Below are 23,175 nucleotides of genomic sequence, written 5' to 3'. Positions count from 1 at the left end.
TGAATTTGTTGCAAGCGTTGTGCCAAGGACTTTCAAGGCCGGCAACGTTTCAAGGAGATGAAAAATGACTGAAAACAAAACGATGAATTTCAACGATCTGGAGCAATGGCTCAACGAGCGGCGTGTCACCGAAGTCGAATGTCTGGTGCCTGACTTGACGGGTGTGGCTCGCGGGAAAATTTTGCCCCGTGCCAAGTTCACAGAAGACCGTGGAATGCGTTTGCCCCAAGCCATTGTGGCCATGGGCGTGACGGGTGAGTTCCCCGAAAGCGGCCCCTACTATGACGTGATCGACCCCACCGACAAAGACATGCAATTGCGGCCGGACCCCTCGTCCGTGCGTATCGTTCCTTGGGCGGCTGATCCCACAGCCCAGGTGATTCACGATTGCTTTGACCACGAAGGTAAGCTGGTGCCCTTCGCCCCCCGAAGCGTACTGCGCCGCGTGTGCGATCTGTACGAGGCCGAAGGGCTGCAGCCCATCGTGGCGCCTGAGCTGGAGTTTTACCTGACAGCGCGCAACACCGATCCCAACACCTTGCTTCGGGCACCTGTAGGGCGTAGCGGCCGCGCTGAAACCTCCCGCCAGGCGTACAGCATTGATGCGGTGAACGAGTTCGATCCCTTGTTTGAAGAGATCTACGAGTATTCCGACAAGATGGAGTTGAACGTCGACACCTTGATCCACGAAGTGGGGGCAGGGCAGATGGAAATCAACTTCTTCCATAACAAGCCCCTGGGCCTGGCGGATGAAGTTTTCTTCTTCAAGCGGACCGTCCGTGAAGCAGCCATGCGCCACGACATGTATGCCACGTTCATGGCCAAGCCGATTGCCGGCGAGCCCGGCAGTGCCATGCACGTACACCAAAGCCTGGTGGACATTGCCTCCGGCAAGAACGTGTTCAGCAATGAGGACGGCACGCCGTCCGAAGCATTCATGCATTACATCGGCGGCTTGCAGCGCTACATTCCTGCAGCCATGGTGCTAGTAGCGCCCTACGTCAACAGCTACCGCCGTCTTTCCCGCAATACGGCGGCGCCTATCAACATCGAGTGGGGTTATGACAACCGCACGGTAGGTATCCGTTCACCCATTTCGTCACCCGCGGCCCGCCGTGTGGAAAACCGGGTGATCGGTGCTGATGCCAACCCTTACGTGGCCATGGCCATGACGCTGGCTTGCGGATACCTGGGGCTCAAAAACAAGATCAAACCCAAGCCCGAAATGCGGGGTGATGCGTACCTGTCCCCCTATGCCTTGCCGCGTAGCCTGGGCGAAGCGCTGGACTGGCTGCGCAAGGAGTCCGATCTTCACGAGGTGCTGGGCAAAGAGTTCATTACGGTCTACTCCGAAATCAAGGAGCTGGAGTTTGATGAGTTCATGAAAGTCATCTCTCCGTGGGAACGTGAGCACCTCTTGCTCCACGTCTAAATTTGTTTTGCTTATTCACGAGCCTGCCATGAACACAGTCGTCGATACCGCCCTGATCCAGTCTTTGGACAGCGCCCATTTCCTTCATCCATTTACTGATTTCAAGGACCTTAACGGCCGTGGTGCGCGGGTGATTACCCGTGCGGAAGGTGTGTACGTTTGGGACTCCGAAGGCCATCGCATTCTGGATTGCATGAGCGGCTTATGGTGTGTCAACGCCGGCTACGGCCGCAAAGAGCTGGCAGATGCCGCCCATCAGCAAATGATGACGCTGCCTTACTACAACAGCTTTTTCCAGACTACCAATGTGCCGGCGGTTCAACTTGCTGCCAAATTGGCATCGCTGGCACCTGACGTGGGTGACCGCAGCTTCCAGCATGTGTTCTATTCCTCCAGCGGTAGCGAAAGCAACGATTCCAACGTGCGCATGGTGCGCCGCTACTGGGACTTGCTCGGGCAGCCGCAACGCAAGGTCATCATCAGCCGGAACAACGCCTACCACGGCAGCACCATGGCAGGTGCCTCGCTGGGGGGCATGAGTGGCATGCACGCACAGGGCGACCTGCCGATTCCCAATATCACCCATATTGAGCAACCTTACTATTTCGAGAATGGTTTGCCGGGCGAGACCGCCGAGGAATTCGGTGTCCGCGCTGCAGGTTGGCTGGAGGAAAAAATCCTGGCAGTCGGGCCAGACAAGGTTGCGGCATTTATTGCTGAACCAGTCCAAGGCGCGGGGGGCGTGATCATTCCCCCCTCCACCTACTGGCCTGAAATTCAGCGCATCGTCGACAAATACGGCATCTTGTTGATCAGCGATGAGGTCATTTGTGCCTTTGGTCGCTTGGGCCACTGGTTTGGCTACGAGAAGTTTGGCTACAAGCCCGACCTGGTGACCTTTGCCAAGGCAATCACCAGCGGCTACATCCCCTTGGGCGGCGTCATGGTGGGGAACCGCGTGGCGAAGGTGCTGATAGAGCAGGGCGGTGAGTTCAACCACGGCTATACCTACAGCGGTCACCCGGTCGCTTGTGCGGTGGGCCTGGCCAATCTCGAGATCATGGAGCGTGAGCAGCTCCCCCAAAAGGTGCATGGCGAAATCGGTGCGTACTTTGCCCAGCGTTATGCCGAGCTGAACGACCACCCGCTGGTCGGCGTGGCGGAGACCTGTGGTTTCGTGGGTGGCTTGGTGTTGGTGAAAGACAAAGCCCGCAAGACACGTTTTCACGGCGATGACGGCGTCGGCATGATTTGTCGCGGCCATTGCTTCCAAAACGGGCTGATCATGCGTGCAGTCGGCGATCGGATGATCATTGCCCCTCCGTTGATCATGACGCGTGCTGATATCGACGAGATGATGCGCCTGATTTATCTGGCTTTGGACCTCACTCAGACCGAGTTGAAGGCCCGGGGATTGCTATAGCACTTCTATAATCTTTTTTGGTCTGAATTTTGCTTGAGTCAGGCTTGTAGTTCGTAGTCCCCCGAAACCATTTCTACGGAGATTTGCTCACCATGAATAAGTACCTTTGCACGTTTGCGCTCTCAGCGCTGGTCTTGGCCGCTTGCGGCAAAAAAGAAGAGGCGCCTGCAGCCGCAGCTGCGCCGGCAGCAGTTGCCAGCGCACCTGCAGCGCCAGCCAATGCCGAAGAGAAGGTACTGAACATCTACAACTGGCCTGACTACATTCCCGAAGGCATGATCGCCGCCTTCGAGAAAGAAACCGGCATCAAGGTCAACTACGACACGTTTGAAACCAACGAGGCTCTGCACGCCAAGCTGGTTGCTGGCAACACCGGTTACGACCTGGTGGTTCCCGGTACGGTGTTTGCCAAGCCGCAAATCGAAGGCGGCCTGCTGCAGCCTCTGGACAAAGCCAAGATCAAGAATCTGGCGAATCTGGATCCAGCATTGATGGCCACCATGACCAAGGCGGACCCTGAAAACAAGCATCTGGTCCCATGGGCATGGAGCTTCACCACAGTAGGCATCAACAAGACCAAGGTCGAAAAGGCTTTGGGTGGCATGCCCATGCCTGAAAACGCTTGGGACCTGGTGTTCAACCCCAAGTACACCGCCAAGTTGAAGTCCTGCGGTATCGCTTACCTCGACTCCCCGACTGAAATTCTGCCCGTGGCTCTGCACTACATCGGCAAGGACGCTTACTCCAACAGCAGTGACGACTACAAAGAAGCCTCAGCCATGTTGGCCAAGGTTCGCAAGGATGTCCGTTTGTTCAGTTCCACCATGATCGATGACATCGCTGGCGGTAAAGCGTGCGCAGCTATCGGTTGGGCAGGTGACATCAACATTGCAGCCGGTCGTGCCAAAGAAAACGGCTCCAAGGATGTGATCGAGGCCCTGTTGCCCAGCACTGGTGCTCTGATCTTCATTGACTCCATTGGTCTGACCAAGGACGCCAAGCACCCCAACAACGCGCACGCGTTCATTGACTTCTATCTGCGCCCAGACAACGCAGCGCTGATGACCAATGAAATGAACTACAACACCGGCAACAAGGCCGCTGTGGACAAGATCAAGCCTGAAATCGCCAGCAACAAGAGCATCTTTGTGGATGCTGACTACTTCGGCAAGATGATTCCTCCCAGCAGCTTCACCAACGAAGCGCGCGAGTCCATGGCTAACGCCTACAACGCATTCAAAAAAGGCAAGTAATTTCCTGATTTGAGTGCTCCCAAGGGCTGTTTGTACGCCGGTATGAACAGCCCTTTTTGCTTCTAGAGACATCATCAAAGGTCATCACATGGCAGTGCAACCCGACAAAATGGGATATCTGGTAACCGAAAAGCTGGTCAAGCGGTTTGACGAGGCAGTCGCCGTGGACGAGGTTTCACTGTCGATCGGGCAGGGCGAGATCTTTGCCTTGCTGGGCAGCTCGGGTTGTGGCAAATCCACTTTGCTGCGCATGTTGGCTGGCTTTGAGTCGCCGACCTCCGGCCGTATTTTGTTAGGTGGCCAGGACGTCGCCAAGCTGGCGCCGTATGACCGCCCCATCAATATGATGTTCCAGAGCTATGCGCTTTTCCCTCATCTGGACATTTGGGAAAACGTGGCATTCGGACTGAAGCGTGAAGGTCTGCCCAAAGACGAAATCAAGCAGCGTGTCGGTGAGATGCTGGATCTCGTGCAGCTGGGCGCCTATGCCAAACGCAAACCCCACCAATTGTCAGGCGGGCAACAGCAACGCGTTGCGCTGGCCCGAAGTTTGGCCAAACGCCCCAAGCTGCTGCTGCTGGATGAACCTTTGGGTGCTTTGGACAAAAAGCTGCGTGAGCAAACCCAGTTCGAGCTGGTGAACATCATTGAAAAGGTCGGCGTGACCTGTGTGATGGTGACTCACGACCAGGAGGAAGCCATGACGATGGCGAGCCGAATTGCGGTCATGAGCAAGGGCCGCGTGTTGCAGGTTGGCAGCCCCGAAGAGGTGTATGAGCACCCGGCCAACCGGTTCGTGGCGGACTTTATCGGGAACGTGAACATCTTCGAAGGCCGCCTCAGCGTGGATGAGGTAGACCGCTGTGCAGCGGTCACCGGTATCGGCGAAATTCAGGTAGGGCATGGCGTGAGCGGCACGCTCAATATGCCGGTCGGCATAGCAGTGCGACCCGAGAAGATCGAAATCAGCAAAATCCGGCCCGAAGCGGCGGTGAATGTGTTTACCGGCAAAGTCAAAGAGATTGCGTATTTCGGCTCTTACAACACCTACATCGTGGTGGCGACCGACGGCACCAAGGTGAAGATCACCGAGGCCAACACCTCCCGACAGGATTTGAGTGACATCACCTGGGAAGACAATGTGTTTTTCTGGTGGGGTGACCGCTCCGGCATCGTGCTGCGCGATTAAGGACTGCCATGGCCTCCACAAATCTATCGATGCCGGGTCGCCGTTTTGTGATCGGCGTGCCCTACGGTTGGCTGTTGATCTTTTTCCTGCTGCCTTTTTTGATCCTGCTCTACATCAGTTTTGTAGACATGGGCAACGACATCAACCCGTTCAAGCCGATCTGGGATGCGAGCACCGGTTTGCTCAAGTTGAAGTACGAAAACTATTGGTCCATCTTCCGCACCGGTGAAGGCGGCCCGCTGTTTCAGACCCTCTACATCGAAGCCTATCTGCGCTCCATCTGGTACGCCTTGTGCACTGCCGTTTTGTGTCTGCTAATCGGCTATCCCTTTGCCTATTTCATTGCCAGGTCCAAACCTAGCGTCCGGCCGGCATTGCTGATGATGGTGATGCTGCCGTTCTGGACTTCGTTTCTGCTGCGCGTCTATGCCTGGAAAGGGATTCTGGCGGACCAGGGCGTAATCAACCAGTTCATGATGGCCGTAGGTCTTACGTCTGAGCCTGTGCAAATGCTCTACACCAATGTGTCCATGCTGGTGGGCATGACTTATGTGTATTTGCCCTTCATGATTCTTCCCTTGTACGCCAACCTGGTGAAGATGGACTTCCGCTTGCTGGAGGCAGCATACGACTTGGGCACTTCGCCATTCAAGGCCTTCTGGCTGATTACGGTGCCATTGTCCAAAGCGGGCATCGTGGCGGGCTTCATGCTGGTGTTTATTCCATCCGTCGGTGAATTCGTCATTCCCTCCCTGTTGGGCGGACCCGAAAACATCATGATCGGCCGCGTTGTCTGGGACGAAATGTTCACCAGCAACAACTGGCCCCGGGCTAGCGCCTTGGCGGTTGTCATGATCGGACTGATTGTGGTGCCCTTGGCCTTTTATTACCGCTACACCGGCGAAGCCGCTGAAGCCAAGCATTGAGGTGAATCATGAAAGCCTGGTTTGAAAAGCACTTCGGCAAGGTCTGGTTGGCCTTGGTGTACGCCTTCCTCTACATGCCACTTTTGTTCATGGTGGTGTTCTCGTTCAACAGCACCCGTCAGGATGCCAACTTCACCGGTTTTTCGTTCAGGTGGTACGAGGCACTGACCAAAGACACCAAAATCGTGGAAGGCTTCTGGCTGTCAGTTCAAGTGGCCTTGGTTACAGGCGTGCTGTCTGCCGTGCTGGGTACCTTTGCGGCCTTTGTGCTGGTGCGCTACCGGCGCTTCCTTGGGCGTACTGCGTTTTCCGGCATGGTGAACGCGCCCTTGGTGATGCCAGAGGTGGTCATCGGCCTGTCCCTTCTGCTGCTCATGGTGGGTGCTCAAAACGTGTTCGGTTGGCCTGAACGCGGCATGTTCACCATCATTCTCGGGCACACCTTGTTGGGCATGGCGTACGGAATGGTCGTTGTGCAATCCCGTCTTTTGGAGATGAATCGCTCCATCGAAGAAGCCGCTATGGACTTGGGTGCCCGCCCGCATGAGGTGTTCTTCCTGATTACCTTGCCGAACATTGCGCAGGGCATCCTGGCTGCCTTTCTCTTGAGTTTCACGCTGTCGTTTGACGATGTGGTGATCTCGGAGTTTCTGTCAGGCCCTGGAGTGAATACCCTGCCGCAAGTCATTTTTGGCTACGCGCGCCGCGGTATCAATCCGACCATCTACGCAGCTGCCACTTTGCTCATTTTGACGGTGACCATTGTGATCATCAGCTACAGCGTTTGGGTTGCCCGTCAGACACGCAAACGCGAGCGTGAGATTGCCGCCGCTACCCGCGCGGGTACAGCCGCAATCCAACCGGCCTGAACGTCCGGCAATGCTACCTCTGCTATTGATTTCATAGCTCGTCGCGCTGGTGCGGCGGGCGCCATAGGCTGTTTTTATGCATAACTATCCCGCCCTCATCGCCGCGCTCAAAGCGCAAGGTATTCATTCGCTGTTGCCGCAGTTCACCGATATCCACGGTGTGGCCAAAGGCAAATTGGTCCCCGTGGAGAACTTGCGCGAATGGGTGGAGGTAGGCGCTGGATTTGCCGGTCCCAGTATCTGGGGTACGGGACTGCCGCGCTACGGGGCCCGCAGTGAGTATTACGGGCGTGTGTTGCCGGAAACCATACGGGCGCTGCCCTTTATGCCGGGCGTGGCGCATGCGGTCTGCGACGGATTTGCTGGTGGGGAGCCCCTGGAAACCTGCTCGCGCCAGTTGCTGCAAAAAGCGATTCAAAAGTTGAAAGATCGCGGTTGGACGCTGTGGGTAGGTATCGAGCCGGAATACTTTCTACTCAACAAGCGCGACGGCAGTTGGCAAGTGGCGGACGTGCGGGATAGTCTGGACAAGCCTTCTTACGATTTGAAGTCCATCCATCGCAATGCGGCTTACCTCGACGACATGCGCCAGACGCTCACCAGTCTGGGCTTTGAATTGCAGCAGATGGACCATGAAGATGCCACCGGTCAGTACGAGATCAACTATCGTTTTGACCACGCACTGGCCGCGGCAGATCGCTTCATGTTGTTCAAATTGGCAGCGCACGCTGTCGCCGAACGTCACGGCATGGTGTTTAGCTGTATGCCCAAACCGCTGGCTCAAGCGCCCGGCAGCGGGCTGCATTTCCATTTGAGCATCACGGATGCCGAAGGGGGGCCTGTGTTTTCAGATGAGTCCGGCAGCTTGGGTTTGAGCGGAGTAGGGCACGCATTTGCAGCTGGCCTATTGGCGCACGCGGATGCGTTGGCTGCCATTTGTGCTCCCACAGTGAACAGCTACAAGCGTTTAGCCAGTAGTGCCAGTGCGTCTGGTACTACGTGGTCGCCTGTGTGGAAGGCCTACGGAGATAACAACCGGACTTGTGTGGTGCGCACGGTGGCAGGTCGCATGGAATGGCGTTTGCCAGACCCGTCATGTAACGTGTACGCCGCTTTGGCCGGCACCTTGCTCGCGGGCCTCGATGGCGTAGACCGTGGCATGGTGCCACCTCAGCCTTGTGAGCAAGACCTCTATGCGGTAGCGGCAGCTGGTGAGGCCTTGCCTGCTCAACTGCCCCGGAGCTTGCAGGAGGCATTGGACGCTTTGGCAGCGGATGGTGATTTGACTGCGTCCATGGGGCAAGCTTTTGTGGACCAGTTTCTGGCTATCAAGCGTGCTGAGTGGGACGCTTTTCACCAGCAGGTCAGTGCGTGGGAGATGGAGCGTTACGCCGCGTTCTATTAATTTTTTACCAAGCGCTTTTTCATTTCGTATTGTGAATTAAGTGAGTCTGGATTTCGCGGCTGCCATATCGTATGGAGTTAATTGATTTTGCATTGAGAAATAAACTCCCTAAGTGCTTGATTTGATTGATGAAAATTTATGTCTTATATAAGACATAAGATTTAACATGTGTCTTATATAAGACTTAGAATTCAGTCATCGGCAAACGAAATTAGCCGAATCAATCAACCAACCTAGGAGTGTTCTCATGCCGCAATCCATCAAAGAGCAATTGAGCCGCGAACAACAAATCGCAGCCTTGGAAAAAGACTGGGCGACCAACCCCCGTTGGAAGCTGGTCAAGCGTGGTTACAGCGCCGCCGACGTCGTGCGACTGCGCGGTAGCCTGCAGCCTGAGTACACCCTGGCACAGCGCGGTGCTGAGAAGCTGTGGGAAAAAGTGAACGGCGGCGCCAAGAAGGGTTACGTCAACGCATTCGGTGCGATCTCTGCGGGCCAAGCCATGCAGCAAGCCAAGGCTGGCTTGGAAGCGGTGTACCTGTCCGGCTGGCAAGTGGCTGCAGACGGCAACACCTCTGAGACCATGTACCCCGACCAGTCGTTGTACGCCTACGACTCGGTGCCCACCATGGTTCGCCGTATCAACAACACGTTCAAGCGTGCTGACGAAATCCAATGGTCCCGCGGTATCAACCCGGGCGACAAAGAATTCATCGACTACTTCCTGCCCATCGTGGCTGACGCAGAAGCCGGCTTCGGCGGCGTGCTGAATGCGTTTGAATTGATGAAGAACATGATTCAAAGCGGCGCTGCAGGCGTTCACTTTGAAGACCAGTTGGCTGCAGTGAAGAAATGCGGCCACATGGGTGGCAAGGTTCTCGTTCCCACCCAGGAAGCTGTTGAAAAGCTGATCTCTGCGCGCTTTGCTGCTGACGTCATGGGCGTGCCCACCATCGTGCTGGCCCGTACCGATGCTGAAGCTGCCAACCTGATCACTTCCGATCACGACGCCAACGACAAGCCTTTCCTGACTGGCGAGCGCACCCAAGAAGGCTTCTACCGTGTCAAGAACGGTCTGGAACAAGCCATCAGCCGCGGTGTGGCATACGCACCTTATGCGGACTTGGTGTGGTGCGAAACTGGCGTGCCGGATATCGGCTTTGCCCGTGAGTTCGCCCAAGCTGTGCACGCTGCTTGCCCCGGCAAGCTGCTGTCCTACAACTGCTCGCCCTCCTTCAACTGGAAGAAGAACCTCAACGACAGCCAGATCGCATCCTTCCAGGAAGACCTGTCTGCGCTGGGTTACAAATACCAGTTCATCACCTTGGCAGGTATCCACATCAACTGGTTCAACACCTTCCAGTTCGCACACGCATACGCTCAGGGCGAAGGCATGAAGCACTACACCAACATGGTGCAGGAGCCCGAATTCGCAGCCCGCGAGAAGGGTTACACCTTCGTGTCCCACCAGCAGGAAGTCGGCGCGGGTTACTTCGACGACGTGACTACCGTGATCCAGGGCGGTTCCTCCTCTGTGAAGGCACTGACCGGTTCAACCGAAGAAGAGCAATTCCACTAAGCCAACCGCTGTGGAGTCAAGGCCGGGTCGCTCACAAGGCGCCCGGCCTTTTTTCATTAATGCAGACTGCGGTTAAAATACAGGTATCAACTTTGCATAAGAGCGAGAAAGGCAGTTTGGTTATGACACCGCGAACTACACCGGCAACATTCATCAGCGAATAAGGCCGTAGTCCGCGCGCCTTGTGCGCAGTCAGCTACCAAATTCATAGTAAAGCGCGGACCCCTCCGCGCTTTTTGCTTTTCAAGACCCTCTTTCCTCGAAATCACCATGATCCACATCACACTCCCTGACGGTTCCAAACGTGAATTCCCCGGCCCGGTTACCGTGGCCGCAGTGGCTGCCTCTATCGGTACCGGCTTGGCCAAAGCAGCTTTGGCCGGCAAGGTCCGAGCCGCAGGCGAACCCTCTGGTGCTGCAAAAGTGGTGGACACCAGTTTCCAGATGACCGCCGACAGTGCGCTGTCCATCATCACCGCCAAAGATGCCGATGGTTTGGAAGTCATTCGCCACTCCACGGCCCACTTGTTGGCCTATGCCGTCAAGGAGCTGTTTCCCGATGCGCAAGTGACCATCGGGCCCGTGATCGAGCACGGTTTCTTTTATGACTTTTCGTACAAGCGGCCCTTTACCCCTGAGGACTTGGTTGCTATCGAAAAGAAGATGACTGAGCTCGCCAGCAAGGATGAGCCGGTTGTGCGTCGCGTGTTGCCGCGTGATGAGGCGGTGGAATACTTCAAGAGTTTGGGCGAGCAATACAAGGCAGAAATCATTGCCAGCATTCCTGCGAATGAAGACGTGTCGCTGTACCGCGAAGGCAAGTTTGAAGATCTGTGCCGAGGCCCCCACGTGCCCAGCACCGGCAAACTCAAACATTTCAAGCTCATGAAAGTGGCAGGTGCCTACTGGCGTGGAGACCATCGCAATGAAATGCTGCAGCGCATTTACGGTACGGCTTGGGCCACCAAGGACGAATTGCAGCAGCACTTGACCATGCTCGAAGAAGCCGAAAAGCGTGACCACCGCAAGCTGGGTCGCGAACTCGATCTTTTCCACATCGACGAGCATTCACCTGGTACAGTCTTCTGGCACCCCAAGGGCTGGACACTCTGGCAAGGCGTCGAGCAGTACATGCGCAAGGTGTACCAGGACAACGGTTACCTCGAGGTCAAGGGCCCTCAAATTATTGACAAGAGCCTCTGGGAGAAAACCGGCCACTGGGACAAGTACCGCGAAAACATGTTCACCACCGAGAGTGAAAAGCGCGACTACGCCCTGAAGCCCATGAACTGCCCGGGCCACATCCTGATCTACAAGCAGGGCATCAAGAGCTACCGCGATCTGCCTTTACGCTTCGGCGAATTCGGCCAGTGCCACCGCAACGAGCCCTCAGGCGGACTGCACGGCATCATGCGCGTGCGTGCCTTTACGCAAGACGATGGTCACATCTTCTGTACTGAAGACCAGATTCAGGAGGAGGTGAAAGCCTTTACAACCTTGCTCCAGAAAGTCTACAAAGACTTCGGCTTCACCAACATCATCTACAAACTCTCCACCCGGCCCGAAAAGCGCATCGGCACCGAAGAGAGTTGGGACCGAGCAGAAAATGCCTTGGCTGAAGGTCTGCGTGCTTCAGGCTGCGATTTCGAATACTTGCCGGGCGAGGGTGCTTTCTACGGCCCCAAGATCGAATACACGCTCAAGGACGCATTGGGCCGTCCATGGCAGTGCGGCACGATTCAAGTGGATCCCAACTTGCCTGAGCGCCTGGATGCAGAATTTGTCGGGGAAGACGGTAGCCGCCATCGGCCCGTCATGCTGCACCGCGCGATCGTCGGCAGTCTGGAGCGCTTCATCGGCATCTTGATTGAAGAGAGCGCTGGTGCCTTGCCCGCATGGCTCGCTCCCGTGCAGGTAGCGGTGCTCAATATCACCGATGCACAGGCCGATTACGCCCGAAGCGTCGCTAAAACGCTGCAAAATCAAGGGCTTAGGGTTCATTTAGATCTGCGCAACGAGAAAATAACCTATAAAATACGGGAGCATTCGATGCAGAAGCTGCCTTATCTGGTTGTTATTGGTGACAAAGAGATGGCAGCAGGCGCTGTCGCAGTGCGTGCCCGGGGTGGTCAAGACCTCGGTGCAATGCCCCTGGAGTCGTTCATTGAGCGTATCACCTCGGACATTGCCAACAAATCATCCTGAGGTCTCCCCAAGGAAACACCGGTTTGACGGCGCGTGCTGTGCGGCAACCGCTACAGTTTTTGTAGCAGATATTGTGAAGGATTGAGCCATCGCTACTGAATTTCGTGACCGCCGCCAGCGCGAAGAACGTAAACACCGTTTGAACCGTGAAATCATGGCCCCTGAGGTTCGCCTCTCCGGCCCTGAAAACGAGCCTCTGGGTGTCGTCAGCCTGATGGAGGCCCTCCGCATGGCGGGTGACCTCGACGTTGACTTGGTTGAAATTGCCGCCACAGCCAACCCGCCCGTGTGCCGGTTGATGGACTACGGCAAGTTCAAGTACCAAGAGCAAAAGAAGGCAGCGGAAGCGAAGGCCAAGCAGACGGTCATTGAGATCAAGGAAATCAAGTTCCGTCCGGGTACCGATGACGGTGACTACAACATCAAGATGCGCAACATCAAGCGCTTCTTGGCGGATGGCGACAAGTGCAAGATCACTTTGCGTTTCCGCGGTCGTGAAATCACCCACCAGGAAATTGGTTTGGCCATGCTCCAGCGCATGCGCGACGAGTTGGGTGACACCATCATCGTTGAGCAGTTCCCCAAGCTGGAAGGCCGCCAGATGATCATGATGATTGCGCCGGGCCGTAAAAAGCCGGGTGGTGGCTCTCCAAAGCCTGCAGCGGAAGCTGCAGCGTAAGTATTCCGGGCAGGTCTGGTCACCTGCCAGGAGTCAGCAAGTCGCTGAAAAGTGACTTGCAAAAAGCAAACCCGGTAACGGGTTTTGCACAAGTGGCTCGGGGCCAACAAGGCTGGAAGTCGTTTTCCAGACGCCTCACGAGCACAAATGAAAAGGAGCATGAACATGCCCAAAATGAAGACCAAGAGCGCGGCGAAGAAACGCTTCCGCGTCCGTCCAGGTGGTACCGTTAAGCGCGGTCAAGCCTTCAAACGTCACATCTTGACCAAGAAGACCACTAAAAATAAACGCCACCTGCGCGGTTCCGCAGCTGTACATGAGACCAACATGGGTCACATGGCACAGATGCTGCCCGGTCGTGGTATTTAATTAACGACGTACAAGGAGTAATCACATGCCTCGCGTCAAACGTGGTGTAACGGCTCGCGCCCGCCATAAAAAAGTTCTGGCCCTTGCTAAGGGTTTCCGCGGTCGCCGCGGTAATGTCTTTCGTATCGCCAAAGAAGCGGTAATGAAGGCTGGGCAATATGCCTACCGTGACCGTCGTACCAAGAAACGTGTGTTCCGTCAGTTGTGGATTGCCCGTATCAACGCGGCAGCCCGTCAATGCGGTCTGACATACAGCCAGTTTGCCAATGGTCTGAAGAAAGCCAACATCGAGATCGACCGTAAGGTTCTGTCCGATATCGCTATCCACGACATGGCTGCTTTTGCTGGCATTGTGGAACAAGTGAAAGCCAAACTGGCTGCTTGAGTCCGCAGCAGAGTGCTATTGATTCAGTAGCACTCCGCGCACCAGAAACAAGGGCTAGCGCTTGAAAAAGCACTAGCCCTTTTTCATTGATCTGAATCGTCAAGTACCTATTTATGACCGAGTTGAACGACATCGTTGACACCGCCAAAGCTGCATTTTTGCAAGCTGACACGCCCGCTGATCTGGAGAATGCCAAAGCGCTTTTCTTGGGTAAAGCCGGCAAGATCACCGAGCTCATGAAGGGCATGGCCGCCCTCAGCGTGGAAGAGAAAAAATCCCGCGGTGCCGCCATCAACTTGGCCAAGCAGGCTATCGAGAGCGCGCTCACCGAGCGTCGCCAGGCATTGGCCGATGCCGAACTGCAAACCCAGCTCCAGGCAGAAGCGCTGGACGTCACATTGCCCGGTCGCCAGCGGGGGCAGGGCGGTTTGCACCCGGTTTCCTTGACGCTGGAGCGTATTGAAGCAATCTTTGGCTCCATGGGCTTTGAAGTGGCTCAAGGGCCCGAAATCGAATCCGATTGGTTCAACTTCACTGCCCTCAATACGCCCGAAGACCATCCAGCCCGTTCCATGCACGACACCTTCTATGTGGAAGGTGGCTCCGAGGCCGCGCCCAACCTGCTGCGCACCCATACCAGCCCTATGCAAATCCGCTATGCGGTGCAGCACGTCAAGGCACACCGTGCCGCTGCAGGTGCTCCTTCGGAAGGCCTCTATGCCGGTGAAATGCCGGAGATCCGCGTCATTGCCCCGGGGCGCACGTACCGCGTCGATAGCGATGCCACCCATTCCCCCATGTTCCACCAGTGCGAAGGCCTGTGGGTGGGTGAAAACGTAAGCTTCAAAGACCTGAAGTTCGTCTTTACCGATTTCTGCCGGACCTTTTTTGAGTCGGATGATCTGGTTTTGCGTTTCCGCCCCAGTTTCTTCCCGTTTACCGAGCCCAGCGCCGAAATCGACATTCAGTTCCAAACCGGCCCACTGGCAGGCCGCTGGCTCGAAGTCGCCGGTTCCGGTCAAGTGCACCCCAATGTGATCCGCAATATGGGCCTGGACCCTGAAAAGTTCATCGGCTTTGCCTTTGGCATGGGGCCGGATCGTTTGACCATGTTGCGTTATGGCGTGAACGACCTGCGCCTGTTCTTCGACGGTGATGTCCGCTTCCTGTCGCAATTCCAGTAATCCACAAGAACAACAACCTCGCCGGTCACGAACATGCAATTCTCAGAATCCTGGTTGCGCACTTTCTGCAACCCCACCATCTCTACCGACCAACTCGCCGAAACCTTGACTATGGCTGGTCTGGAGGTCGAAGAGCTGAAGCCTGTCGCTCCTCCCTTTACCCACATCGTGGTGGGTGAGATCAAGGAGGCCGAGCAACACCCCAATGCGGATCGCTTGCGCGTCTGCAAGGTCGATGTGGGCCAATCCGAGCTGCTCAACATCGTCTGTGGCGCCCCCAATGCACGCGTGGGTATCCGAATTCCATGCGCCTTGGTGGGTGCAGAGTTACCTCCGGGCGAGGATGGCAAGCCCTTCCTGATCAAAGTCGGCAAGCTCCGTGGCGTGGAAAGCCAAGGCATGTTGTGCTCCGCACGCGAGCTCAAGTTGTCTGAAGACCATGGCGGCCTGATGGAGCTGCCCCTGGACGCGCCTCTGGGCAAAAACATCCGTGAGTATCTGGATCTGGACGACACCCTGTTCACCCTCAAACTGACGCCCAACCTGGCGCATTGCTTGAGCGTGTATGGAGTAGCCCGTGAAGTGTCCGCCTTGACCGGCGCGCCTTTGGTAGCGCCCGAGTTCCCATCAGCCGCCGTCGCAATTCAGGACAAAGTGGCTGTCAAGATCAGCGCTCCAGACCTGTGTGGCCGTTTCTCCGGGCGCATCATCCGCAACGTCAATACCAAAGCCAAAACGCCTCAGTGGATGGTGGACCGACTGGCTCGTTGTGGCCAGCGCAGCGTCAGCCCCTTGGTAGACATTTCGAACTACGTGATGTTCGAGTTGGGTCGCCCTAGCCACATATTCGATCTTGAAAAAATCCATGGCGGACTCGATGTGCGCTGGGGTAAGCAGGGTGAGCAACTCAAGCTCCTCAACGGCAATACCGTGACTTTGGACGAAAAAGTGGGTGTCATTGCCGATGAGCAGCAGGTCGAATCTTTGGCCGGCATCATGGGCGGTGATGCCACCGCCGTGTCTGACGATACCCGCCACATCTATGTGGAAGCCGCCTTCTGGTGGCCCAAGTCCATCGCAGGCCGTTCGCGCCGCTTCAACTTTTCGACGGATGCCGGTCACCGTTTCGAGCGTGGCGTGGATCCGAAGCAGACGGTGGAACACATTGAGCGCATCACGCAGCTGATCATCGAGATCTGTGGTACCCCCGAAACCCAGTGTGGCCCTGTAGATGATTTGGTAGCCAATGTTCCTGCGGCTGCCCCCGTTTCTCTGCGTGTTGCGCGTGCAGTCAAGGTCATCGGTATGCCGCTGACCCAAGCTCAGTGTGCGGATGCACTGCGCCGCTTGAGTTTGCCGGTGCAGGAGTCTGAGGGTGTGATCACAGTAACCCCTCCGTCCTTCCGCTTCGATCTGCAGATCGAAGAAGACCTGATTGAAGAAGTCGCTCGCATGGTGGGCTACAACAACCTGCCGCATACACCGCCCCAAGCGCCCATCACGGCCAAGATTCGCCAAGAAGATCAGCGCAGTGCATTTGCTGTGCGCCGTTCACTTGCCGCGCTGGGCTACCAGGAAACCATCAACTTCAGTTTTGTGGAAGAGCGCTGGGAGCACGAGCTTGCCGGCAATCCAAACCCCATCAAACTGTTGAATCCGATTGCCAGCCAGATGAGCGTCATGCGTTCGTCCCTGATCGGATCCTTGCTGCAAGTGCTGCGCTTCAATCTGGCCCGCAAGGCGCCGCGTGTGCGGGTATTCGAGCTGGGGCGTGTGTTCCTGCGCAATGCCTCAATCAAGAGTACCGACTCCACGGTTGAAGGCTTTGACCAGCCCATGCGCGTATCCGGCCTGGCCAGTGGCGGTGCTGATGCATTGCAATGGGGCCGCAAAGAGCAGGGCGTAGACTTCTTTGACGTGAAGGGCGATGTCGAGGCCTTGCTCGCGCCCCTGAAGCCTGAGTTTGTACCCGGCCAGCATCCCGCATTGCACCCAGGCCGCACAGCAGAGATCAAACTCAACGGTCGCTCCGTCGGGTTCGTAGGCGAGTTGCACCCCAAGTGGCGCCAGTCCTATGAGCTGACTACCGCGCCCATCGTGTTTGAATTGGAACTGGATGCCGTCCTTGCACGCCAAGTGCCCGTCTTCCAGAGTGTCGCCAAGTTCCAAGCCGTACAGCGCGACGTGGCTGTGGTGGTGGGTGACCAGGTCACCCATGCCGACCTGGTGGCAGCAGTGCGCGCCGCACCAACGCAAGGGCTGCTGCGTGACGTCCAGCTATTCGACGTATACCGGCCTAAGGTAACTAAAGACGTTGAAGCCGCTGCCGGTAATGCCGACCGCAGCTTGGCATTGCGTCTGACCCTGAACAGTGACGAAGCTACGCTGACGGAAGAACAAATTGAATCTGCCATGAAAGCCGTGGTGGACCAGTTGGTGACGTCGGTGGGCGCCCGTCAGCGTGCGTAATGCTTGAACCGCAGAAGGGCGCAGTCATGGAATTTTCTGTTGAAAGTCTGGAAACCCCGGCATTGACCAAGGCGCAACTGTCCGATTTGCTGTTTGAGCAAATCGGACTGAACAAGCGCGAGTCAAAAGACATGATTGACGCGTTCTTTGACCTCATCGCGAGTAGCCTGGTCGATGGCACGGACGTGAAGATTTCCGGTTTCGGCAACTTTCAGATCCGCACCAAAGCCCCCCGTCCCGGTCGCAATCCGCGCACGGGGGAGGCTATTCCCATCCAAGCACGCAGAGTGGTGACCTTTCATGCCAGCCACAAGCTCAAAGAGCAAATTCAAGACGAAGGCAAGACCGAGTCGTGAACTAAAGCACAGCTGCTGATTTATTTGTAGCCGCTGTGTAAAGGAATCTTTGCGTACAGACAAAACTTAGAGTAACCTCTACGCTTTGTCTCGTACAGCATTGATTTCAATGGAGAAAACGCTTCCTCCCATCCCCGCCAAACGCTATTTCACCATCGGTGAGGTGGGCGATTTGTGTGGCGTCAAGCCGCACGTGCTACGTTATTGGGAGCAGGAATTCACGCAGCTGCGGCCGATGAAGCGCCGTGGCAACCGCCGCTACTACCAGCACCATGAAGTTCTGATGATCCGGAAAATCCGTGATCTTCTCTATGACCAAGGCTTCACCATCAGCGGTGCCCGCAACAAGATGCAGGAGTTGCTTCAGGCCGAGCGTGACAAGAAGCGCAATGGCGAAGTTCAGCTGGACGGTATGGAGGTTCTTGAGCTGGATGAGGTCGAGATCGATGACTTTGAAGACCTCACGGAATCCGCACCTGATGAGACTGCAGGCATTGAGATGCAGGCCATCAAAAGGGAATTGATGGATATTCGTGAACTTCTTCTGGCGCCAGCCTAAAGACACCTGAATATCTGGTTATAATTTGAGGCTCGATCGGTGTGTGGCGCAGCCTGGTAGCGCACTTGCATGGGGTGCAAGGGGTCGAAGGTTCGAATCCTTTCACACCGACCAATAAAATCAAGGACTTAGCGGCGAAAGCCTCTAAGTCCTTTCTCATTTCAGAGCCTCCGTGTCCGGCGCGTGTCCGGAATTTCGATTCAAGTCTTGTATGTCCGCAAAAGGCTGCAAAGTAGCAGGTGACATTGAGGGACCAGGGTGCAGGTAACAGGCGACTAGCTGATCTTGAATCCTTCGCTAATTTGACTGAGCCAGGGAAAACTCACGGTGACGGAATGAACTCAGAAATCGAAACGCTTGCCTCAATGCTTGAAGAAGCTGCTGACCTTCTGCGTGAATCCGGGTTTTTAGGTTTGGTCGAGTGGTTTGACATAGATGCCAAGTGAATTCGGTCGTTGGACTTTTTTTGAATCGAACATCTTCTTGCCGCATTCGGGGGGAGGGCGGGCAGCTTCAATGATGTCGTTATCCATTCACGCAACAGGGATGGCACTTCGGGGCCTGCTCTTTATGCCGAGAATGAAAGACTTGAGTCGCTTCGAACGGGTATCTATAGCTTGGCGAGCAAGTTGGCGCGTGAAAAGCCCATATAAATTTTTTCTGCAGCTCAAAAAGAAAATTGCTGTAGACAGCCGCTTTGGGCCAGATGCAAACGTTCACGAGCCTCAGCTAACTAGCGGGCACTATTAGAACAATCCGAACCGCTGATTAGCGACTTGCGGATGGCTGCAGATAATCACCACAACGGTCATACGGTCTGTAAAAGTGCATCCAACGGCGAATTCGTTCCACCGGCTGCAACCTTGAGCACATGGGTGTAGATCATGGTGGTGCTGACATCACTGTGGCCCAACAGCTCTTCCACGTTGCGGATGTCCGAGCCCGACTGCAACAGGTGCGTGGCAAAGCTGTGGCGCAGCGTGTGCACAGAGACTGGTTTGGCGATACCCGCCTGCGGCAGGGCCCGCTTGAGAGCCCGCTGTAGGCGCTCCTCATAAAGATGATGTCGCCACTCAATACCGCTTCGCGGATCGATTGACAGCGTGGGCGATGGAAGAACCCAATGCCATGGCCAAGTCTGGCCAGCCCGTGGGTATTTGGCCTCCAGTGCGTGGGGCAAGTGCACGCCTGGGCGCTGTGCCAGTCGATATGCCTCCCATATGGCGTGTGAACGTTTCAGTTGCGTGTGCAGCGGCTCGGCCAGCGTGCGAGGCAGCATGACCACACGGTCTTTTCCGCCTTTTCCCTCCCGCACAATGATGGTGTGGCGGGCAAAATCCACATCCTTAACCCGCAGACTCAAGCGCTCCATGAGTCGCATGCCACTTCCATACAGAAGCCGTGGCAGCAGTCCAACTTCACCATCGAGCACTGCCAGAAGTCTCTGTACCTCGGACACGGTCAACACACTGGGTATTCGCCGCTTGGGTACCAGACGACCGATCTCGCCAAGCCACGGAAGATCCTGACTCAATACCTCTTTGTAGAGAAACAGCAAAGCATTCAGCGCCTTTCTGTGGGTGTATATGGCAACTTTGCGCTCGTTGGCCAACATCATGAGGAAAGCTTCTACTTCGACCTTACCCATCTCACGCCGGTGGCGAAGCTTATGAAAGCGTATGAACCAACGCACCCTGTACACGTAGTTTTGCTCCGTCTGCAAGCTGTAGTGCAAGTAGCGCAAGCGCTCTCGCATCTGCCCCAGCAAGCGCGTGGACTGCGGTATACGCGGGGGCGGTGACATGCCGGGTTTGGCGGTGCCACAAGTGCTGTTCATGCATACAGAAGTGCGACTTGAGCCAATGAAATCAAGAGCCTCAAAGACATTGTTGGCCCGAAAAACGGAAGTGCTTGCTATGTTCAACCGCAGATTTGCAGACTCTCACGATTTGTTAATAGACAAGGATCTGGCCGTATACTGACAAAAAGAATAGAAGAAACAACCTCTTAGATGCAGCGAGGGAGGCGCAGACCATGAACATTCGGCCATGTTATTCCGCACTTTTGCGGTCTATATCAAGATAGGCCTCGCAAGGAAGAGTCCATGACAAAGCGACAACTGGCTTTCCTTCTAGCGGCGATTGCATTGATGCTGCATACCTTGTGTTTCGACTGGGCTTTCACACCATCTTTCTACCCGATGGGTAGTGAAGACCCACGTATCTTCTGGCAGGTCGACCTCTCCTCGTTCACGGGAAAGGAGGGGGCGTTGTACTTGTTATTCGATTGGTCCTACGGAGTCTTTCCAGGAATTAACCTTGTCTTCGTTCTAGCTGGTCTTTTGCTGCCCGCAGTTCTTGCCATGATCTCGGGCACCTACTTCTGGAACGACTACCAGCAATTCCTCAGTAGCAGAGAAAGCGGCAAGTTAATTGACAAAGAAGAGAACTCATGAACGGTTGTCCTTGCTCGGCGAGGCCTACCCCGTCCATCGAAAGGACTCGCCCCGGCAAGCCGGGTCAAGTCTCTCATGTCAAACGTTAGCCGTCTTCAGCAATCACCTATGGACATCGAAACAGTTCGCCGTATTGCTCTCGCAAGGCACTTGAACCAGCTAGCTGATTCGAGCCTTCGATCTAATAACGACCTACATTTGTTTGCTGCTGCGAATCTATTGCAGGATGCCGCTGAGGCCTTCTTAGTCGCCATAGCCGATCACGTCGGCGCCGCAATCGATCAGAACACCAAGTTCGATAAGTATTTTGTCCTGATCGATGAGCGAATTGCCCCTAAAGAACTTCCGTTCAAGTCGAAGCTTTTGCGTCTAAATAGGATTCGCGTTGATTCAAAACACTATGGCATTCAGCCTTCCCGGGATGAATGCGACAGGCTAGCAGTTTCTCTCCGCGAGTTCTTCGAGGAAGTCTCACTATCCGTTCTTGGTGTCGTCTTCTCCACAGTGAGTGCAATCGATTTACTCGAGGACGGTGATTCCAAGAACGCTTTGCTTGAGGCAAAGGCTGCTCTTGAGACAGGAAACCGCAGCGTATGTTCTATCGCGTGCCGAAAGGCCCTTTATCATGAGATTGAGTGGCGATACGACATAACAAAGTTCAAGGATGGCAAACCACTTGGGCTATTAGGTGGCTTCAGTGACTCCCCGTACTTTGCGAGAAATGCTGAGTACATACAACAGAACGTCCACAACCCGACTGATTTCATCGTCCTCGACCATAGCAAGCTTGATCAGGATTTATTGAAGGATGGCGTTGACCCTACGGCATATTGGAATCTGTGGCGTTTAACGCCGGAAATATATAAAACACCTGATGAACACTGGGTGGTCAAAGAAGACTTCGACAAGCTAGACGCCGAGTTTCTCGCCGACAAGATCGAGTACATCTTCTCAACAGCAGTAGATGTCGTTCTGGGGTTACACACGGCCCGTAAAGCGGTGAAGAGCCGAGGACATGGGCGCTACTTCCTCGAGTTGCGTAGGGCGGATGTACCCGTATTTGAGAATGCGGATAAGACATCGAAAGTTGTCGCAACCTCGCCTCCTGGTTTGATTCGCATTGACAGCGATTACCGTGTCCTTGGATTGAAGAGCGACGCAATGTACTGGCATGTCAGTCACATTGCCGATGGCTGTCATCTCTGGGGCTACATTCATGCTGACGATGTCAAAGACGGCTAACCTCTCTTTCCACCTGACCTGCGCGAAAAGCCGCGCAGGCCGGTGAATTCAAACGTTAGGCTGCACAAGGTAATGCCGCTCGATTCGTTGCGAAGTATCGGGACCAGGCGCAAGTGGCGCGAAGTCGCAGCGCAGCTCATGAGCGATGCGATGCACTTGCCTGGAAGCGTCGAAGACTTTGAGACTTACTGGATAGAAGCCGGACACCGAATTCGTGAGCAAGTTGCTAACGACACTCAAGTCTGTGAGTTGCTACGCAAGTTACTACCTCCATACAGCGGAAGCGAAATGACTCTCTACCGTGGCGAAAACCGAAGCCGATTCGCTCGCGGAAAAATTGGAATGAATTGGACAACCGAACCTAAGGTCGCTCGCATGTTCGCGAACGGTCTAAACGCAATTGATGGAGGTGGTGTGCTCCTGCGCGCACACTTTCCGAATAAAAAAATTATTGCTGGTCCCAATGCTCACAGCATATATCTTCAGGAAAATCAGTTCACGGTCGAGCCGCCGTCACTCGATGCAGTCGAGGAACTCGAATACTTTCCGTCCTAATCGGGGGCAAGCGATACGGGTGCGGCCTAACCCTTCGTTCAACCGTAGCGCCGACGGCAGGCAGCAGTCGCTCGATTAACTCAAACGCTGAACACGATTCCTGAGCAAGCAGAACGACGTCTTTTCACTTCGGGCTAATCCTGCTTTCGCTGTATTGCAGCCAGTTGAATGTCTGCTCACTGGCATCAAATTCGATGGCGCGGAAGTCGGCTTTGGGTCGACAGCCGCTAAGAGTCAAGAGCAGCAGTACAGTAAGTTCGTCTTCCGGCACTGACTCATGTGCCCTTTCTGTGCTTCGCGTCATCCGGTGCAGAAGCGGTAAATGTTTATTTGATGTGTAGAACGTGAAAGTAAAGTGTTCTGGCAAACGTTACTTGCCAAGAGCGCAAGCAGCCAGAAAAAGTAACAATAAGTGAGTAACGTGATGAACGAGACAGTTAGAGCTTTGAAACGAATTGCAGGCGCAGCCAGACGACAAGCCAGCGAGTCGAGCACCGCTCGTCGATTTGCGGGGCTGCATGAGGAACAAGCGCGGAGAGGCGTATATTTCGTCGAGCTCGCAGAGGCGGTCAACGCTCTCGGCCTTTCGAATCCTTTTGAGCGGTCAGCCCTTAGCGTTGAACCCACCCACCCGGTACCAC

20 protein-coding genes and 1 tRNA gene are annotated in these 23,175 nt (G+C 55.3%); 20 read left to right on the top strand and 1 reads right to left on the bottom strand.

The features are described from left to right. Positions 1-64: 64 nt before the first annotated feature. The 17 genes from AEP_RS03620 (at position 65) to AEP_RS03540 (ending at position 18,396) form a co-directional block, all read left to right on the top strand. Positions 65-1,432: a glutamine synthetase family protein gene (locus AEP_RS03620; RefSeq protein WP_087494129.1), complete on the top strand. Its 1,368-nt coding sequence runs from the start codon at positions 65-67 to the stop codon at positions 1,430-1,432. A 28-nt stretch (positions 1,433-1,460) separates the two neighbouring features. Then, positions 1,461-2,855, top strand: a complete 1,395-nt coding sequence (locus tag AEP_RS03615; protein WP_087494128.1) for an aspartate aminotransferase family protein — start codon at positions 1,461-1,463, stop codon at positions 2,853-2,855. Positions 2,856-2,947: 92 nt separating this feature from the next. Beyond that, positions 2,948-4,108, top strand: coding sequence for an extracellular solute-binding protein (locus AEP_RS03610; protein ID WP_087494127.1), 1,161 nt, complete (start codon positions 2,948-2,950; stop codon positions 4,106-4,108). A gap of 88 nt (positions 4,109-4,196) precedes the next feature. Further along, the gene (locus AEP_RS03605) at positions 4,197-5,297 is read left to right on the top strand and encodes an ABC transporter ATP-binding protein (RefSeq protein ID WP_087494126.1); all 1,101 of its coding nucleotides are present in this window, start codon (positions 4,197-4,199) and stop codon (positions 5,295-5,297) included. Positions 5,298-5,305: 8 nt separating this feature from the next. Continuing rightward, positions 5,306-6,223 carry an ABC transporter permease gene (locus AEP_RS03600; RefSeq protein ID WP_087494125.1) on the top strand — a complete coding sequence of 306 codons (918 nt, stop codon included), beginning with the start codon at positions 5,306-5,308 and terminating at the stop codon, positions 6,221-6,223. 8 nt (positions 6,224-6,231) lie between these two features. Next, a complete protein-coding gene (locus tag AEP_RS03595; protein ID WP_087494124.1) occupies positions 6,232-7,092 on the top strand; it encodes an ABC transporter permease in 861 nt (286 codons plus the stop codon). A 76-nt stretch (positions 7,093-7,168) separates the two neighbouring features. Further along, on the top strand, positions 7,169-8,497 hold the full coding sequence (glnT, locus tag AEP_RS03590; RefSeq protein WP_087494123.1) for a type III glutamate--ammonia ligase: 1,329 nt from the start codon (positions 7,169-7,171) through the stop codon (positions 8,495-8,497). Between the two features lie 247 nt (positions 8,498-8,744). Then, on the top strand, positions 8,745-10,076 hold the full coding sequence (gene aceA, locus AEP_RS03585; RefSeq protein ID WP_087494122.1) for an isocitrate lyase: 1,332 nt from the start codon (positions 8,745-8,747) through the stop codon (positions 10,074-10,076). Positions 10,077-10,346: 270 nt separating this feature from the next. Beyond that, positions 10,347-12,281: a threonine--tRNA ligase gene (thrS, locus tag AEP_RS03580; protein ID WP_087494121.1), complete on the top strand. Its 1,935-nt coding sequence runs from the start codon at positions 10,347-10,349 to the stop codon at positions 12,279-12,281. Positions 12,282-12,369: 88 nt separating this feature from the next. Beyond that, positions 12,370-12,960 carry a translation initiation factor IF-3 gene (infC, locus tag AEP_RS03575; RefSeq protein WP_087494120.1) on the top strand — a complete coding sequence of 197 codons (591 nt, stop codon included), beginning with the start codon at positions 12,370-12,372 and terminating at the stop codon, positions 12,958-12,960. A 165-nt stretch (positions 12,961-13,125) separates the two neighbouring features. Next, complete coding sequence (gene rpmI / locus AEP_RS03570; RefSeq protein WP_087497166.1) at positions 13,126-13,329, top strand: 50S ribosomal protein L35; 204 nt, start codon at positions 13,126-13,128, stop codon at positions 13,327-13,329. Between the two features lie 25 nt (positions 13,330-13,354). Further along, positions 13,355-13,714: a 50S ribosomal protein L20 gene (gene rplT, locus AEP_RS03565; RefSeq protein WP_087494119.1), complete on the top strand. Its 360-nt coding sequence runs from the start codon at positions 13,355-13,357 to the stop codon at positions 13,712-13,714. A gap of 113 nt (positions 13,715-13,827) precedes the next feature. Next, positions 13,828-14,898, top strand: a complete 1,071-nt coding sequence (pheS, locus tag AEP_RS03560) for a phenylalanine--tRNA ligase subunit alpha (protein WP_087494118.1) — start codon at positions 13,828-13,830, stop codon at positions 14,896-14,898. A 33-nt stretch (positions 14,899-14,931) separates the two neighbouring features. Beyond that, positions 14,932-17,367 carry a phenylalanine--tRNA ligase subunit beta gene (gene pheT, locus AEP_RS03555; RefSeq protein WP_087494117.1) on the top strand — a complete coding sequence of 812 codons (2,436 nt, stop codon included), beginning with the start codon at positions 14,932-14,934 and terminating at the stop codon, positions 17,365-17,367. 26 nt (positions 17,368-17,393) lie between these two features. Then, on the top strand, positions 17,394-17,723 hold the full coding sequence (locus AEP_RS03550) for an integration host factor subunit alpha (RefSeq protein ID WP_087497165.1): 330 nt from the start codon (positions 17,394-17,396) through the stop codon (positions 17,721-17,723). Positions 17,724-17,832: 109 nt separating this feature from the next. Beyond that, positions 17,833-18,282, top strand: a complete 450-nt coding sequence (locus AEP_RS03545; RefSeq protein WP_087494116.1) for a MerR family transcriptional regulator — start codon at positions 17,833-17,835, stop codon at positions 18,280-18,282. A gap of 37 nt (positions 18,283-18,319) precedes the next feature. Beyond that, positions 18,320-18,396: transfer RNA gene (locus AEP_RS03540), tRNA-Pro, on the top strand. Positions 18,397-19,090: 694 nt separating this feature from the next. Here AEP_RS03540 and AEP_RS03530 read toward each other — a convergent pair. After that, the gene (locus tag AEP_RS03530) at positions 19,091-20,119 is read right to left on the bottom strand and encodes an integron integrase (RefSeq protein WP_442873351.1); all 1,029 of its coding nucleotides are present in this window, start codon (positions 20,117-20,119) and stop codon (positions 19,091-19,093) included. 267 nt (positions 20,120-20,386) lie between these two features. Between AEP_RS03530 and AEP_RS03525 the strand changes: the two genes are divergently transcribed. From AEP_RS03525 to AEP_RS03515, 3 genes are all read left to right on the top strand, one after another. After that, positions 20,387-20,737, top strand: coding sequence for a hypothetical protein (locus AEP_RS03525; protein ID WP_087494114.1), 351 nt, complete (start codon positions 20,387-20,389; stop codon positions 20,735-20,737). Between the two features lie 108 nt (positions 20,738-20,845). Further along, positions 20,846-21,979, top strand: a complete 1,134-nt coding sequence (locus AEP_RS03520; RefSeq protein WP_087494113.1) for a hypothetical protein — start codon at positions 20,846-20,848, stop codon at positions 21,977-21,979. Between the two features lie 138 nt (positions 21,980-22,117). Beyond that, complete coding sequence (locus AEP_RS03515) at positions 22,118-22,534, top strand: hypothetical protein (protein WP_157673036.1); 417 nt, start codon at positions 22,118-22,120, stop codon at positions 22,532-22,534. Positions 22,535-23,175: the final 641 nt, after the last annotated feature.

Source organism: Curvibacter sp. AEP1-3 (assembly GCF_002163715.1).
Classification (GTDB): domain Bacteria; phylum Pseudomonadota; class Gammaproteobacteria; order Burkholderiales; family Burkholderiaceae_C; genus Allorhodoferax.
Note: the sequence above shows the minus strand (reverse complement) of the source record. Positions and strands in the feature narration are given on the sequence as shown.

Excerpts from the sequence above, each read along its gene's own strand:
- AEP_RS03620 (WP_087494129.1), top strand. The coding sequence starts at position 65 with ATGACTGAAAACAAAACGATGAATTTCAACGATCTGGAGCAATGGCTC.
- AEP_RS03615 (WP_087494128.1), top strand. The coding sequence starts at position 1,461 with ATGAACACAGTCGTCGATACCGCCCTGATCCAGTCTTTGGACAGCGCC.
- AEP_RS03610 (WP_087494127.1), top strand. The coding sequence starts at position 2,948 with ATGAATAAGTACCTTTGCACGTTTGCGCTCTCAGCGCTGGTCTTGGCC.
- AEP_RS03605 (WP_087494126.1), top strand. The coding sequence starts at position 4,197 with ATGGCAGTGCAACCCGACAAAATGGGATATCTGGTAACCGAAAAGCTG.
- AEP_RS03600 (WP_087494125.1), top strand. The coding sequence starts at position 5,306 with ATGGCCTCCACAAATCTATCGATGCCGGGTCGCCGTTTTGTGATCGGC.
- AEP_RS03595 (WP_087494124.1), top strand. The coding sequence starts at position 6,232 with ATGAAAGCCTGGTTTGAAAAGCACTTCGGCAAGGTCTGGTTGGCCTTG.
- glnT (WP_087494123.1), top strand. The coding sequence starts at position 7,169 with ATGCATAACTATCCCGCCCTCATCGCCGCGCTCAAAGCGCAAGGTATT.
- aceA (WP_087494122.1), top strand. The coding sequence starts at position 8,745 with ATGCCGCAATCCATCAAAGAGCAATTGAGCCGCGAACAACAAATCGCA.
- thrS (WP_087494121.1), top strand. The coding sequence starts at position 10,347 with ATGATCCACATCACACTCCCTGACGGTTCCAAACGTGAATTCCCCGGC.
- rpmI (WP_087497166.1), top strand. The coding sequence starts at position 13,126 with ATGCCCAAAATGAAGACCAAGAGCGCGGCGAAGAAACGCTTCCGCGTC.
- rplT (WP_087494119.1), top strand. The coding sequence starts at position 13,355 with ATGCCTCGCGTCAAACGTGGTGTAACGGCTCGCGCCCGCCATAAAAAA.
- pheS (WP_087494118.1), top strand. The coding sequence starts at position 13,828 with ATGACCGAGTTGAACGACATCGTTGACACCGCCAAAGCTGCATTTTTG.
- pheT (WP_087494117.1), top strand. The coding sequence starts at position 14,932 with ATGCAATTCTCAGAATCCTGGTTGCGCACTTTCTGCAACCCCACCATC.
- AEP_RS03550 (WP_087497165.1), top strand. The coding sequence starts at position 17,394 with ATGGAATTTTCTGTTGAAAGTCTGGAAACCCCGGCATTGACCAAGGCG.
- AEP_RS03545 (WP_087494116.1), top strand. The coding sequence starts at position 17,833 with ATGGAGAAAACGCTTCCTCCCATCCCCGCCAAACGCTATTTCACCATC.
- AEP_RS03530 (WP_442873351.1), bottom strand. The coding sequence starts at position 20,119 with ATGAACAGCACTTGTGGCACCGCCAAACCCGGCATGTCACCGCCCCCG.
- AEP_RS03525 (WP_087494114.1), top strand. The coding sequence starts at position 20,387 with ATGACAAAGCGACAACTGGCTTTCCTTCTAGCGGCGATTGCATTGATG.
- AEP_RS03520 (WP_087494113.1), top strand. The coding sequence starts at position 20,846 with ATGGACATCGAAACAGTTCGCCGTATTGCTCTCGCAAGGCACTTGAAC.
- AEP_RS03515 (WP_157673036.1), top strand. The coding sequence starts at position 22,118 with ATGAGCGATGCGATGCACTTGCCTGGAAGCGTCGAAGACTTTGAGACT.